The following is a 16,392-nucleotide window of genomic DNA, read 5'->3' as shown; positions in this document are numbered from 1 at the left end:
TATCAGTTGAAAAAAATTGCAAAATAAATTACGGTATTCCTTTTCTGATTTCGTAAAGGTTGACAATGAAAGAGCCTGTCACAATTATTAAATTTTAAGCTCTTTCTGTAAATTTATAGAGGATTGAATATTTTTATATTTAAAAGTGTAATTTTTACACTTTTATGTCTTATATTTATTTTTCTATTTAAAAGCACTTAAACCTTACCTAAAAAAGCAAACTAAAGTGAGAAAAAAACTAATTATCTTTTTATTTTTTATCGGAATTTCCATTTCGGGATTCGGACAAAACACGAACGATTTAAAATTATGGTACAACACCCCATCTGGTAGTGTTTGGGAAAACGCACTGCCCATTGGCAATGGTTTCCAAGCGGCCATGGTTTACGGCAATGTGGAAAAAGAAATTTTCCAACTTAATGAACATACCGTATGGAGCGGTAGTCCGAATAGAAACGATAACCCTAATGCCTTAGGAGCTCTTGACAGTGTTAGAAAACTCATTTTTGAAGGCGAATACAAAGCCGCAGAGAATATGGCTAACCAAAGAATTATCACGAAAAAATCGCATGGACAAATGTTCCAGCCAGTTGGAAATTTAGAACTGACTTTTACAGGTCATGAAAATTTTTCTAATTATTATCGTGAATTGGATATTGAAAATGCTACTACCAAAACTTCATATACAGTTGATGGTGTAACCTATACCAGAGAAGCTTTCACGTCTTTTCCAGACCGAGTGATGGTGATACGTCTTTCTGCCGATAAGCCAGGAAAATTATCTTTTTCAGCGGCTCTAACTACCCAACATACTAAAAACGACATTAAAATTAATGGCAACAACGAATTATCGCTTTGGGGCACTACTAGCGACCATGAAGGTGTGGAAGGAAAAGTAGAGTTTAATGCTTTGGGAAGGATAAAAACTGATGGCGGAACCATCACACCTAATGATAATTCCGTAGAGATTAAGAATGCAAACTCCGTTACCATATTTGTTTCCATTGCATCCAACTTCAATAATTATAATGACATCAGTGGTGATGAAAATCAACGTGCAAAAGACTACATGGACAAAGCATTCAATAAGAATTTTGATGACATGAAAGTTGCGCACATAAAAGCATATCAAAAATATTTCAATAGGGTGAAATTGGATTTGGGTTCTACTGAAGCTAGCAAATTACCAACCAACGAAAGACTTAATAATTTCAGAAATACCTCTGATCCTTCCTTTGTAACTTTATATTACCAATTTGGAAGATACCTTTTAATTTCTTCTTCGCAACCAGGAGGGCAACCAGCAAATCTTCAAGGTATTTGGAACGGGAATATGAAGCCGGCATGGGACAGTAAATACACCATCAACATCAATACCGAAATGAATTATTGGCCTGCTGAGAAAACCAATCTTTCTGAAATGCATGAGCCGCTTTTAAAGTTAATCATGGAACTTTCTGAAACTGGTAAAGAAACCGCAAGAGTTATGTATGGTGCTGGTGGATGGATGGCCCATCATAATACTGATATTTGGAGAATCACTGGTCCTTTAGATGGGTCTTTTTGGGGTATTTGGAACGGTGGTGGCGGTTGGTTGAGTCAACACTTATGGGAACGTTATTTGTACACAGGTGATAAAACGTATTTAGAATCGGCCTATACTGCCATTAAAGGTGCTGCGGAGTTTTATGCCGATTTCCTTGTGGAGCACCCTACATATAAATGGCTCGTGGTAGCTCCTGGGAATTCTCCTGAAAATGCACCAAAAGAACATCAAGGGGCATCCATTACTGCTGGTTCTACTATGGATAATCAAATTGTTTTTGATGTCTTTAGCTCCACCATTAACGCAGCAGAAATACTTGGCAAAGACAAAGCATTTGTTGAAAAGTTAAAAACCATGAAGAAAAGATTACCTCCAATGCATATTGGGAAGCACAATCAAATTCAAGAGTGGTTGGATGATGTTGATGACCCTAATGATAACCACCGACATATTTCACATTTATATGGTTTGTATCCATCCAATCAAATATCACCTTACAGCAATCCGAAACTTTTTGCTGCAGCAAAAAACACACTTTTACATAGAGGTGATGTCTCTACAGGCTGGAGTATGGGTTGGAAAGTTAATTGGTGGGCAAAAATGCAAGATGGCAACCATGCTTATAAATTAATTCAAAACCAATTAATGCCATTGGGAACTGTACGTGGTGGTGGCGGAACGTATAATAATTTGTTTGATGCACATCCACCTTTTCAAATAGATGGTAATTTTGGTTGTACTTCGGGCATTACAGAAATGATCATGCAAAGTTCTGATGGCGCCGTTCATTTATTACCTGCCCTGCCAGATAATTTTGATAAGGGTACCATTGCGGGTATACTTGCAAGAGGAGGCTTTGAAATTTCCAATATGGTTTGGGAAAACCACAAATTGGTTTCAGTTGAAATTAAATCAAACCTAGGTGGCAATCTTCGTTTAAGAACGCCTAATGAAATAAAATCAAAAGCCGGTAAAAAATTAAAAAACGCTTCAGGTAAAAATCCAAATGGCTTTTTTGTGGTTAATGATATTGCTACTCCAATTATATCAGAAGCATCTAACATTGAACCATTACAAATAAAACCAACATTTCTATATGATTTACAAACTAAAAAAGGGGAGTCATACACGTTTGTTGTAAAATAGATAATTGATTGAAATGATTAAAGCACTTTTTGCAAATAGCAAAACGTGTTTACAAAATATAATTAAAATGTGTACTAAGAATCTTAATAGAACCATGTCATTAAAAAAGAATATTGCTCATGCTACTTTTTTATTTTTTATAACTTTTGTTGGGCTGGCCCAAATGCAGTCTTTTAAATTCCAAGATGTTAGGATCACAGATGGTCCTTTTAAAAATGCCCAAGACGTTGATTTAAAATACATCCTTGATATGGAACCCGATAGGCTTTTAGCCCCTTATTTAATAGATGCGGGTTTACCAACAAAAGATGAACGCTATGGCAACTGGGAAAGTATCGGTCTAGATGGTCATATTGCTGGGCATTATTTATCGGCTCTAGCTATGCTTTACGCTTCCACTGATAATACCGAATTAAAAACCCGTTTGGATTATATGCTCTCTGAATTGGAACGTTGTCAAATTAAAAATGGCAATGGCTATGTTGGCGGCATTCCGCAAGGAAAAATATTCTGGGAACGTATTCATAAAGGTGATATAGATGGAAGCGGTTTCGGTTTAAATAATACCTGGGTGCCCCTTTATAATATCCATAAATTGTTCGCTGGCTTAATTGATACGTATCACTTTACCAATAGCGAAAAAGCCAAAACCATTGTTATAAAATTAGGGGATTGGTTTATAGATTTGATTGAACCGCTTTCCGATGAGCAAATACAAAACATTTTAAGAACCGAACATGGTGGCATCAATGAATCTTTTGCCGATTTATACATTATTACAAAAGATGAAAAATACTTAAACACAGCTAAAAAACTAACGCATAAAAATTTCTTAAATCCATTATTACAGAAAGAAGATAAGTTAACGGGGATGCATGCCAACACCCAAATACCAAAAGTTCTTGGTTATGAAAAGGTGGCTTCCCTAACTAATGATGAGGAATTACATGAGGCTGTGAAGTATTTCTGGAATAATGTGACTCACACTCGTAGTGTAGCCTTTGGTGGAAATAGTGTTGGGGAACATTTTAATCCTATTGATGATTTTAGCGGTATGGTAAAATCGAACGAAGGCCCAGAAACATGTAATTCTTACAACATGCTGCGTTTAAGCAAAGCCCTCTTTTTTAATAATAATGATGTGTCGTATTTAGATTTTTACGAACGCACCCTTTACAACCATATTTTGTCTAGTCAACATCCAGAAAAAGGCGGTTTTGTATATTTTACACCCATACGTCCTAACCACTACCGAGTGTATTCCCAACCAGAAACCAGTATGTGGTGTTGTGTGGGTTCTGGTTTAGAAAATCATACTAAATACGGTGAACTTGTTTACAGTCATAATAATACCAATGTGTTTGTAAATCTTTTTATTCCGTCAACTTTGAATTGGAAAGAAAAAGGGATTGAGTTGACTCAAAACACCAAATTCCCTTATGAAAATCAGTCGGAAATAATCTTAAAACTCAAAAAGAAACAAACATTTGCGCTAAACATTCGTCGACCTAAATGGGCTGAAAATTTTGAAGTTTTAATAAATGGAAAGGTTCAAAAAATACAAGAGAATCCATCTGGTTACATCAATATCAATAGAACATGGAAATCTGGAGACAACATCACCGTTAAATTTAAAACGGCAACCCATTTAGAAAATTTACCAGACGGCTCCAATTGGGTGGCGTTTGTTGATGGGCCTATCGTTTTAGCCGCCAAAACCTCAACTGAAGATTTGGATGGTTTATTTGCAGACGATAGCCGTATGGGGCATGCTACACATGGTAAATATATCCCATTGGATCAAGCTTATGCTTTAGTAGGTAATAAAGACACCTATCTTTCTAAAATCAAAGATATTGGAAATCGTCGTTTCAGTTTAGATTCTTTAGAACTGCAACCTTTTTTTGAACTACACGATGCGCGCTACCAAATGTATTTTCAAACTTATAGTCAAGAAGAATACAAAGAAAAACAAGCCTTACTGAAACAGCAGGAAATCGAAGCAGCGGCTCTTGAAGCCAAAACAGTGGACAAAGTAAACTGTGGCGAACAACAACCCGAAGTAGGCCATTTATATAAAGGCGAAAAAAGCAACTCTGGATTTAGTGATGATAAATTTTGGAGAAGCACGCGTGGCTATATCTCTTACCAACTTTCAAACAAAAATCTACAAGGGAAATTTTTAGATATTACAGTATTGGATGAATTAAAATTAGATAATGTGGGTATTTCCATTAATGAAAAACCTGCCAACATTATTTCAACAAAAGATAAAACCATTAGAATAGATATAAGTAATATAGAAGTCATTGATGTAAAAATAACTTCTAAGGATGGCAAACCAACTCCCAGGTTTTATGAATTAAGAATTTTAAAGGAATAAAAATAAAATCATAATAAAACATCAAAAAATCAATGAAATTACTTTTCAAATTCACACTAATTTTAAGCTTATTAATTGTTTGTACTGCTAATGCTCAAAATAACAAAGCTGAAAACCCAATAATTTTTGCCGATGTACCAGACGCATCCATGGTCCGTGTAGGAGACACCTACTATATGAGTAGTACAACCATGCACATGAGTCCAGGATTGCCAATCATGAAATCGAAGGATTTAGTGAATTGGGAACTCATCAATTATGGCTACGAAACGCTTGGCAATAATGACGAACTTGATTTAGAAAATGGTAAGAATATGTATGGAAGAGGCTCATGGGCCAGTTGCATACGCTATCATAATGGGACTTTTTACGTGAGCACGTTTTCTGCAACAACAGGAAAAACCTATATTTTCACTACCAAAGATCTTGAAAAAGGTCCTTTGAATAAAATAGAATTCAAACCTTCTTATCATGACAATACCATCTTTTTTGATGATGATGGCAAAATATACATGATTTGGGCTGCAGGCAAACTTAATATAGCGGAATTAAAGGATGACCTTTCAGGTGTTAAGGAAGGCACAGAGCGCGTTTTAATAGAAAATGCTAGTGCTCCAGCAGGAACTAATATCATGCTTGGTGCTGAAGGTTCTCAGCTTTTTAAAGTCAATGGCAAATATTACCTATTTAATATTACTTGGCCTAGGGGTGGCATGCGTACTGTGGTTATTCACCGAGCGGACAACATCAATGGTCCGTGGGAAGGCAAAGTTGGTCTACAAGATTTAGGTGTGGCGCAAGGCGGACTTATTGACACACCTGATGGCAGATGGTTCTCTTATTTATTTAGGGATTATGGTGGTGTTGGACGTATTCCATATATCGTACCTGTAAAATGGGAAGACGGTTGGCCTATTTTAGGTGAAGAAGGCAAAGTACCTGAAACTCTTGACCTACCTGCTAGCAAAGGTTTAATACCGGCTTTGGTAGCATCAGATGATTTTAAACGCAAGAAAAAAGACAGGGCACTTCCTTTAGTTTGGCAATGGAACCACAATCCAGATAATTCACTTTGGTCCCTTAAAGAACGAAAAGGCTATTTAAGATTAAAAACCGGTAGAATTGATACCAGTTTTGTTCAAGCAAAAAACACATTGACACAACGTACCATTGGTCCAGAAAGCACGGGTTCTACGTCGCTTGATTTATTAAATATGAAAGAAGGGGATTTTGCTGGCTTATGTTTATTACAAAAAGAATTTGGACTGGTTGGTGTGAAAATTGATAATGGAGCTAAAAAAATTATTATGGTTAGTGCTGCTGGTGATGTTGTTAAGGAATTGGAAAGTGTCCCACTAAACCAAAACAAAATCTATTTTAAAGCGGAATGTAATTTTAAAGATAAAACCGACAAAGCTAATTTCTTTTATAGCTTGGATGGAACATCTTGGACACGTATTGGGGACACTATAAACATGCCTTACACACTCCCGCATTTTATGGGATACAGATTTGGTCTGTTCAATTATGCTACAAAACATATAGGTGGCTCTGTGGATTTTGATTATTTCCACATAAGCGATCGTATCTCTAATAGTGATTAGTTATGCTGTAGAATTTTAATATAAAATATGAATAATAGCATTAATTATGAACGCTTTAACAACTAAAAAAACGACAAAATGCCTATGGTTTTTATCCTTATGTGTTTTGGGAATGTGGCAATTAAATGCCCAACAATTCCCTTTTAAAAATCCTGAATTAAGTTCTGAGGAACGCGCTAAAGATTTAATTTCCCGCTTAACCATTGAAGAAAAAGCAGCTTTGATGTGCGATCAATCAGACCCCATACCACGATTGGGCATTAAAAAATTCAATTGGTGGAGTGAAGCCTTGCATGGCTATGCCAATAATGATAATGTGACTGTATTTCCAGAACCCATTGGCATGGCAGCATCTTTCGACCATCAATTGGTATATCGTGTTTTTGATGCGGTTTCAGATGAAGCTCGTGCTAAGTATAATCAATGGATTCAAGATGGTAATGAAAACAAACGCTTTTTGAGTCTGTCTGTTTGGACACCAAACGTGAATATTTTTCGTGATCCACGTTGGGGTCGTGGTCAAGAAACCTATGGCGAAGATCCATATCTGACTTCCTTAATGGGAGTGTCCGTTGTTAAAGGTTTACAAGGCCCGGAAGATTCAAAATACCGTAAATTGTTGGCTTGCGCTAAACATTACGCGGTACACTCTGGCCCAGAATGGAGCCGACATGAACTCAATCTTAATGATGTTAATCCACGTGAATTATACGAAACCTATCTACCTGCTTTTAAATCTTTGGTACAAGACGCCGATGTGCGTCAGGTCATGTGTGCCTACCAAAGACTAGATGATGAACCTTGTTGTGGCAATACCAAATTGCTTCAACGCATTCTGCGGGATGAATGGGGATATAAATATTTGGTAGTGTCGGATTGTGGAGCTGTGACCGATTTTTTCACCACTCACAACGTATCTTCCACAGCTACACATGCCGCAGCAAAAGCCGTTTTAGCAGGAACTGATGTGGAATGCGTTTGGGAAAATTATCCGTTTAAAACATTACCTGAAGCTGTTGCAAAAGATTTAATAAAAGAAGCCGATGTTGATAAAAGTTTAGCTCGTGTTTTAATCGGTCGCTTTGATTTGGGCGAGATGGATGATGATGCCATTGTACCTTGGGCTCAAATACCGGTATCAGTTTTAAACAGTAAGAAACACCAAGACTTAGCTCTTGAAATGGCTAGAAAATCCATGACCCTACTTCAAAATAAAAATAATGTGCTTCCTCTAAATAAGTCCATCAGCAAAATTGCGGTGATTGGTCCTAATGCCGATAATGAGCCTATGCTTTGGGGAAATTATAATGGAACGCCTAATCAAACCATTACCATTCTGAATGGTATAAAATCAAAAGTTGCAGAAAATAAGATTTTTTATGACAAAGCTGCTGATTTAGTTGAAGATAAAGTTACAACCACCTATTTTCCAAAAACCATATTTGAAGGAAAAAAAGGGTTTAAAGCGACTTATTGGAACACTCCAGATAGAACAGGAAATATCATAGCAACCACTCAAATAGTAAATCCTTTAAAATTAACGACTGCTGGTCAACATGAATTTGCAACGGGCGTAAAACTTGAAGGCTTTTCGGCAAAATATGAAACCGAATTTATTGCTGAAGAAAATGATGAATTGGTTTTTAAAACGGGAGCTACCGGAGAATTTGAATTACTCGTGAATGGTGAATCTATCAGCAAATATACCAACTGGCGTACCATTCCTGCTCGCCTTCCATTCCAAGTTGAAGCTGGAAAAACCTATAAAATTGAAATTCTTTTTGCACAGTCAAACAACTGGCAAGCAAATCTAGAATTTGATTTTGGGAAAGAATATGATATTGATTTTACAGGATTGATTGAAAAATTAAAAGGAATCGACACCGTGGTGTTTGTTGGTGGACTTTCAACCTTGCTTGAAGGTGAAGAAATGCCTGTATCCTACCCTGGTTTTAAAGGTGGAGACCGCACCAATATCGACCTTCCTGCCGTTCAAAGGATGTGTTTAAAAGCCTTAAAAGACGCTGGTAAAAAAGTGATTTTTGTTAACTGCTCTGGTTCTGCCATTGCTTTAACTCCAGAAACTGAAAGTTGTGATGCCATACTGCAAGCTTGGTATGGTGGTGAATCTGGCGGACAAGCGGTTGCTGATGTACTGTTTGGGGATTATAATCCGTCAGGAAAACTTCCTGTAACTTTTTATAAAAATTCGGATGCTTTAGGCGATTTTGAAGATTACTCCATGAAAGGACGCACCTACCGTTATATGAATGATGCCTTATTTCCTTTCGGATTCGGACTAAATTATTCAAAATTCAACATAGGTTCTGCTAGTTTAAATAAAACCACTATAAAATCGGATGAGTCTATCCAATTAACCATTCCTGTAACGAATTCAAGTACACGTGATGGCACAGAAATCGTTCAAGTGTATGTACGCAAAGTAAATGACACTGATGGCCCAATAAAAACATTAAAAGGTTTCAAACGCGTGGATATTAAAGCCGGTAAAGCAGAAAATGTTACCATTGATTTACCGCCGTCGTCATTTGAGTTTTACGATTGGAATACTATGGGAATGCATGTAACTCCGGGCGACTATGAAGTTTATTATGGTAACAGCTCCAATTCCAAAGATTTAAAAATGACTAAAGTCACCATACAAAAAACGAGCATTTAAAGACTATTGAAGCGCTATTAAGAATTAAATATGTTTATAAAAATTGCATCTATATTATTTGTTTTTACTCAACTAAGTTCGTTTGCTCAGAACCCATTGGCTAATCATGATATAGAAAAAGCAAAACCTTTTTCAAGTACTTCTGTAATATTGAGTCCTTCATGGATAAAACATCGTGAAGATTTAAATACCAATTATTTAGAATCCCTTGATGCTGAACGTTTGTTGCATAATTTTAGGGTTAACGCTGGTTTCCCATCCAACGCAAAACCTTTGGATGGTTGGGAATCTCCTTCTTTAGGGCTTCGCGGACATTTCGTAGGACATTATATTTCTGCGGTTTCAACACTTGTTGAAAGAAACAAAGAACCATTATTGACACAACACCTTAATTATATGATTGAAGAATTATATAAATGTCAGCAGGCTTTAGGCAATGGCTATTTAAGTGCGTTTCCGGAAAAGGATTTTGATACTTTAGAAGCGACCTTTGGAGGTGTTTGGGCGCCATATTATACTTATAACAAAATCATGCAAGGTTTGCTGGATGCCTATACAAAAACCAATAACCAAAAAGCTTACAAGATGGTTGTGGATATGGCATCCTATGTTGAAAAGCGAATGTCTAAACTAGATGATGCAACTATAGAAAAGCTACTTTACACAGCTGCTGCAAATCCATCAAATGAAGCGGGTGCCATGAATGAAGTTTTATATAAACTTTATAGAGTATCAAAAAATCCTAATCATTTAAAACTAGCCAAAATATTTGACCGCGATTGGTTTGTAACTCCATTGGCAAACAACGACGATATTTTGTCTGGCTTGCATTCCAACACGCACTTGGTATTGGTTAATGGTTTTGCTGAAAGATATGCTGTAACTGGCGAAGCATTATACAAAAACGCCGTATATAATTTTTGGGATATGCTCATAAATCACCATGCGTATGCTAATGGCTCGAGTAGTGGTCCGCGACCGAATGTAACAACCAAAACCTCATTAACAGCAGAACACTGGGGTGTCCCAGATCAATTAAGTAATACTATGACTAAAGAAATAGCGGAGTCATGTGTATCACACAATACCCAAAAACTAACTGCTACACTTTTTAGTTGGACAGCTAATCCTATGTACGCCGAGACTTATATGAATACCTTTCACAATTCAGTCATGGCATTACAAAGTGCTAATACTGGAGCTGTGGTTTATCATTTGCCTTTAGGGTCTCCACGGAAAAAAATATTCTTGAAAGATAACGATTTCCGTTGCTGTAATGGATCTTCTATTGAAGCGTTCTCGCAACTAAATTCCGGCATTTATTACCATGATGATTCTAATTTATGGGTCAATTTATATGTGCCTTCAAAAGTAAATTGGGATGAAAAAAATATAAGTATCGAACAAACCGGGAACTTTCCAACGTCTTCAGAAGTTTCCTTTTCAGTTTCAGCAAAAAAGAAAACAGCATTTAATTTAAATCTTTTTGTACCTTCTTGGGGCAAAAAAGTAGAGGTGTATGTTAATAACATAAAGCAGGAAATTGAAATTACTCCTAATTCATACGTGCATATCAACAGGGAATGGAAAAATAGTGATACAGTAAAATTGGTGTTCCATTACGATTTTTGCATAAAGACAATGCCAGACGACAAAAATGTTATTGCCATTTTTTACGGCCCCATACTTATGGCTTTTCAAAATGATTCTGAAATTATATTAAAAGGAAAACATGAAACCATATTAAGCCAGTTATCAAAAAATGATAATGTATTTAGTCTTGATAATGCAGATAGCACATATATATTAAAGCCTTTATACAATATTGATGAAGATATGTATAGCGTTTACGCTACTATTAGAAACTATTAAACTAAATGAACGATTAATTAAACCAATAAACATGAAAACACTAAACTCAATAATTATCATAGCCCTAACCACGCTAGCACTTCCTTTTCAACTAATAGCCCAACAAGCCCATATTAATGAAGATTGGGATCCTATGAGAAACACGGAAAACCTTATTCCTTTATCTGCAAACGTTATATCGCCTGAGGTTTTGGATGACCGCACTGTTATCTTCCGTATTAAAGGTCCTGAACTTAAAAGTGTTACTGTAGGTGGTTCAATGTTTGTAGGCGAAGAAGCTCGTAAACAAGTGCCATTTGTAAAGGGAGAAGATGGTATTTGGACATGTAAAATTGGGCCATTAGACCCTGAAATTTATTTATATTGGTTAAATGTTGATGGCGTCGGTATGGCAGACCCAAATAACACCTATACGGGTCATGCTAATATGCCCGCTTTTAGTATGCTTTGGGTTCACGGTGATGAACCTAATTTTTATGATGCCAAAAAGGTGCCTCATGGAACCATTCATTGGCAGTATTACCATTCTGATGTAACAAACGGTGAAAGAAAGATATTGGTTTACACACCACCTGGATATGACGCTTCAAAAAAATATCCTGTATTATATTTAATGGGAGGTTCGGGCGATTTAGCAGAAACGTGGTACTTGCACGGACAAGCCAATTTCATTATGGATAATTTAATTGCTGAAGGCAAAGCCAAACCTATGATTATTGTGATGCCCAACAATCAGTTAATCCATCGTATGCATCCAGACCATACTGCAAAAACATTTGAATTGGTTAATGAAGAATTCAAAAAAAGTATCATTCCTTTTGTTGAAAGCAATTATAGCGTGATCAAAGATCGTCGTGCCAGAGCTATTAGCGGATTATCAATGGGTGGAAGACATGCACAATATGTGGGACTTCGCAACTTAGACCTATTTAGTTCGGTTGGTATTTTAAGTGCGGCTATTGCTATTGAAGAAACACCTGCTTTAAAGGATGCTGATATCAATTCAAAATTGGATTATTTATTTGTCGGCGCAGGAACCCATGAAACCCGTCCTGGAGCAAGACATGAGGTTTTTCATAATGATTTAGAAAAATTAAATGTAAAACATCACTATTATATAGGTAGTAAAGGGGCTCATGATTTAACAACTTGGAGACATCTACTCTACTACCAGTTTCTACCAAACCTATGGAAAAACCTTGAATAGTTGAAACATTATACACTAACAATTTTTAAATTAATAAATCCAATCCTAATGAAACAAAGACTCATCTTTTTTATATCTTTTTTAATCTCAATAACCAATTTTGCTCAAAATGTAAGTGTCGTATCACCAAACAACAAATGGAAAGTTGAATTGAAAAATGAGCACTCTGCTTCTACTGGGACATGGTTTTTAAAAATCAATGCCTTAAAAGAAAATGCAAGTTCAGAGATTATTCCGAAAATAGATTTGGGATTATTACGTAGTGACCAAGATTTCTCTAATCAATTGAAATTTATTAAAGCGGACAAACCTAAATTAATAACGGAGCAATACACCTCAATACACGGTAAAAGCTCACAACGTAGCAATTCTGGCAATGAAATAGTTTTATATTTTGAGAACCCTTCAAAAGCCAAATTAAATGTCATTGTAAGAGCTTATAACGATGGTGTGACTTTCAGATATGAATTTCCAGAAAAAACGGGAACTTTTAAAATAAAAGATGAGTTGACCGCTTACAAGATTCCAGATAGTACCAGTAGATGGTTGGAAAAATTTGATCTTTCCAATGAAGGGCTTTATACCAATATGAAAGATGCCAGTGTGCAACAGGATTGGTGCTATCCAGCTCTTTTTAATACAAAAGATGATACCAACAACTGGTATCTTATCCATGAAGCAGATGTTGATAGACAGTATGCTGCAACAAAGCTTGCTAATACCATCACAAATTCTGATTACAAAGTAACACTTCCCGGTGCAGATGAAGGTGTTGGTGAGCCATTACCAACCATCAACCTCCCATGGAAATCTCCATGGCGTGTTATCATTATGGGAAATCTAGCCGAAGTTGTAGAGTCCACTTTGGTAGATGATGTTTCCTCCCCTTCCGTTTTAACTGATACCGATTGGATTCAACCCGGTGTTGCCTCATGGAATTATTGGTCGAATAATCACGGTACCAAAGATTATAAAGTGGTAACCGAATTTGCCGATTTAGCTGCCGAAATGGGTTGGCCATATACCCTTTTGGATTGGGAATGGGATCAAATGGAAAATGGTGGCAATTTAGAAGATGCTTTAAAATACATCCATTCCATAGGTGTAAAACCTTTGATGTGGTACAATTCAGGAATGTTTAAATGGGTGACTTCTACGCCTGTAGACCGTATGAAAACCCACGAAAACCGTATGGAAGAATTTGCCAAGCTAAATAAACTAGGCGTTTATGGTGTTAAAGTCGATTTTTTCTTGAGTGAAAAACAAGATATGATTAAATATTACCTTGACATCCTTGATGATGCCGCCAAGTTTAAAATCATGGTTTACTTTCATGGCTGTGTCGTCCCTAGAGGTTGGCAACGCACCTATCCGCATGCAATGACTTTTGAAGCTGCCAGAGGTGCTGAATGGTACAACAATGGTCCGGAATTAACAACCTCTGCCCCAGAACATAATAATGTTTTGCCTTTTACAAGAAACATTGTAGGTTCTATGGATTATACACCAGTGACTTTCACCAATTCACAATACGCTCATATTACATCATATGGACATGAACTGGCTTTAAGTGTGGTATTTGAATCCGCTATACAACACATGGCAGATCGTCCCGAAGGCTACAGAAACTTACCAGACGCCCCTAAAACATTTCTTAAGCACGTGCCTAGCACGTGGGATGACACCAAATTAGTAGATGGCTATCCCGGAAAATTCACGGTTATGGCTCGGAGAAAAGGATTGGATTGGTATATTGGCGCCATTAATTCCGATGGAAGAAGGGAAAAAGTTCAAAATTTAAAATTTGATTTCTTACCTGAAGGACAATCCTATAAACTAACATTGATTGCAGATGGCGCACATGACACCTTATTTTCAACAAAATACATGGTGGTTGATAAATCTACTTCGATTGACGTAACCATGCTTCGTCGTGGTGGTTTTGCGGCCTATTTGAGTCCGATTAAATAAAAACAAATTAAAACTAAAGGAATAACTAAAAGGAAATTTAAAATCTAAAAAATGAAAAAATTAATTGTTTTATGCTGCTTATTAATATCATCAGCAATGATCTCGCAGAATGCGGAAGTGGTAAGTCCCGATGGCAAACTAAAAGTAAATGTTTCTGTGGAAAATGGAAAAGCATTATATTCGGTAGCTTATAATGGCAAAGTGATGATTGAAAATTCCCCTTTAGGTTTGATAACCAATGAAGGTGATTTTACTGAAAACATGAGCTTTGTAGAATCTACTCCAGACAAAGTCACAAAAAATTATAGTCAAGAAAAAATCAAAAAATCTTCAATTAATTATGAGGCCAATACTTTAAAATTTACGGTTGCAAATAAGGATAAAAAACAGCTATCGGTTGCATTCCAAGTAAGTAATAATGATATTGCATTTAGATACGAAATCCCAAGTTGGGGAGAAACCATGTCTTGCGTGGTTGAAAAAGAAGTTACGGGATATAAATTCCCAAGTAATACAACAACATTTCTTTCATCTATGATGTCCCCTATGACCGGTTTTGCGCGCACAGCCCCCAGTTACGAAAGCACTTATACTGCAGATGTTGCCATGAACACCAATACCGATAAAAATGGTTATGTGTTTCCAGGATTATTCCATGTAGGCGATGATGGTTGGGTATTGTTATCAGAAACTGGTGTATCCAGTCTATATACTGCTTCTCATTTAAGCAACTATAATAATGGGATGTATACTGTAGAATACCCTGACGTGAAAACAAACAATGGTTTTGGCAGTGTAGGCGCTCAAGTGGGACTTCCCGGAATGACACCATGGCGTACCATCACCGTTGGTGAAACATTAAAACCTATAGTAGAAACTACTATCCCTTATGATGTTGTGGAACCACTTTACGAAGCTTCCCAAAAATTTGAATATGGTCGCGGCAGTTGGAGTTGGATAGTATGGCAAGATGAAAGCATGAATTATGAAGACCAAGTTAAATATATTGATTTGGCTGCTGCCATGAATTTTGAATACATATTAATTGATGCTTGGTGGGATAAAAATATTGGGTATGATAGAATGAAAGAGCTCATTCAATATGCCAAATCTAAAGGTGTTGATGTGTTTCTTTGGTACAATTCCAATGGTATTGTGAATGATGCTTTCCAAACCCCAAAGGATAAAATGAACACCTCTATAGCCAGAAAAAAAGAAATGAAATGGCTTAAAGAAATGGGTGTAAAAGGCTTGAAAGTCGACTTTTTTGGTGGTGATAAACAAGAAACCATGCGTTTGTACGAAGACATTCTTTCTGACGCCAACGATTATGGGCTTATGATTATTTTCCATGGTGCTACCCTTCCTCGTGGTTGGGAACGCATGTACCCTAATTTCGTAGGCAGTGAAGCGGTGATAGCTTCTGAAATGCTTATCTTTACTCAAGATGCTCGCAATAAAGAATCTTTTTATGCATCGTTGCATCCTTTTATTCGTAATTCTGTAGCGAGTATGGAATATGGTGGTGTTTTTTTAAACAAGTATTTAAACAAAGGAAATGCAAAAGGACAAGAACGTTTAACAACCAATATTTTTCAATTGGCTACCAGTGTACTTTTTCAAAATCCGTTGCAAATGTTTGCTTTAGCTCCTAACAATCTTGAAGATACACCAGCATATCAATTGGATTTCTTAAGAAATGTGCCAACTACTTGGGATGAAACTGTGTTTCTTGATGGTTATCCTGGTAAATATGTGGTATTGGCCCGTCGCCATGGAGATAAGTGGTATATAGCAGGTGTTAATGCAGAAAAAACCGCAAAAAATTTAAAACTAAAACTCCCTATGCTTGCAGATGGTAAAGCAACAATTTATAACGACGACAAAAATAAAAACGCATCTTTAGAGGATATTAAAATTTCTAAAAAAGGAGAAATTTCAATAACAATGCAACCTAATGGAGGATTTGTATTAACTAACTAA

The 16,392-nt window shown here is 36.5% G+C and carries 8 protein-coding genes; all 8 read left to right on the top strand.

Annotated features, from left to right (window positions below):
- The first annotated feature begins 226 nt into the window (after positions 1-226).
- The 8 genes from CDH49_RS05560 (at position 227) to CDH49_RS05525 (ending at position 16,392) form a co-directional block, all read left to right on the top strand.
- A complete protein-coding gene (locus CDH49_RS05560) occupies positions 227-2,692 on the top strand; it encodes a glycoside hydrolase family 95 protein (RefSeq protein ID WP_100614373.1) in 2,466 nt (821 codons plus the stop codon).
- A 67-nt stretch (positions 2,693-2,759) separates the two neighbouring features.
- Entirely contained in the window at positions 2,760-5,075 is a 2,316-nt protein-coding gene (locus CDH49_RS05555) for a glycoside hydrolase family 127 protein (RefSeq protein WP_239970581.1), read from the top strand.
- Positions 5,076-5,107: 32 nt separating this feature from the next.
- The gene (locus CDH49_RS05550) at positions 5,108-6,679 is read left to right on the top strand and encodes a glycoside hydrolase family 43 protein (protein WP_100614372.1); all 1,572 of its coding nucleotides are present in this window, start codon (positions 5,108-5,110) and stop codon (positions 6,677-6,679) included.
- Positions 6,680-6,725: 46 nt separating this feature from the next.
- The gene (gene xyl3A, locus CDH49_RS05545; protein WP_100614371.1) at positions 6,726-9,359 is read left to right on the top strand and encodes a xylan 1,4-beta-xylosidase; all 2,634 of its coding nucleotides are present in this window, start codon (positions 6,726-6,728) and stop codon (positions 9,357-9,359) included.
- 30 nt (positions 9,360-9,389) lie between these two features.
- Complete coding sequence (locus CDH49_RS05540) at positions 9,390-11,231, top strand: beta-L-arabinofuranosidase domain-containing protein (protein WP_100614370.1); 1,842 nt, start codon at positions 9,390-9,392, stop codon at positions 11,229-11,231.
- Between the two features lie 31 nt (positions 11,232-11,262).
- Positions 11,263-12,438 carry an alpha/beta hydrolase-fold protein gene (locus CDH49_RS05535; RefSeq protein WP_100614510.1) on the top strand — a complete coding sequence of 392 codons (1,176 nt, stop codon included), beginning with the start codon at positions 11,263-11,265 and terminating at the stop codon, positions 12,436-12,438.
- A gap of 48 nt (positions 12,439-12,486) precedes the next feature.
- Positions 12,487-14,409 (top strand): glycoside hydrolase family 97 protein, encoded by a 1,923-nt coding sequence (locus CDH49_RS05530; protein ID WP_100614369.1) that lies wholly within the window; start codon positions 12,487-12,489, stop codon positions 14,407-14,409.
- 51 nt (positions 14,410-14,460) lie between these two features.
- Positions 14,461-16,392, top strand: coding sequence for a glycoside hydrolase family 97 protein (locus CDH49_RS05525; RefSeq protein WP_100614368.1), 1,932 nt, complete (start codon positions 14,461-14,463; stop codon positions 16,390-16,392).

This window comes from Confluentibacter citreus, from assembly GCF_002807055.1.
Taxonomy (GTDB): Bacteria; Bacteroidota; Bacteroidia; order Flavobacteriales; family Flavobacteriaceae; genus Confluentibacter; species Confluentibacter citreus.
This window is presented reverse-complemented; position numbering and strand designations above follow the sequence as displayed.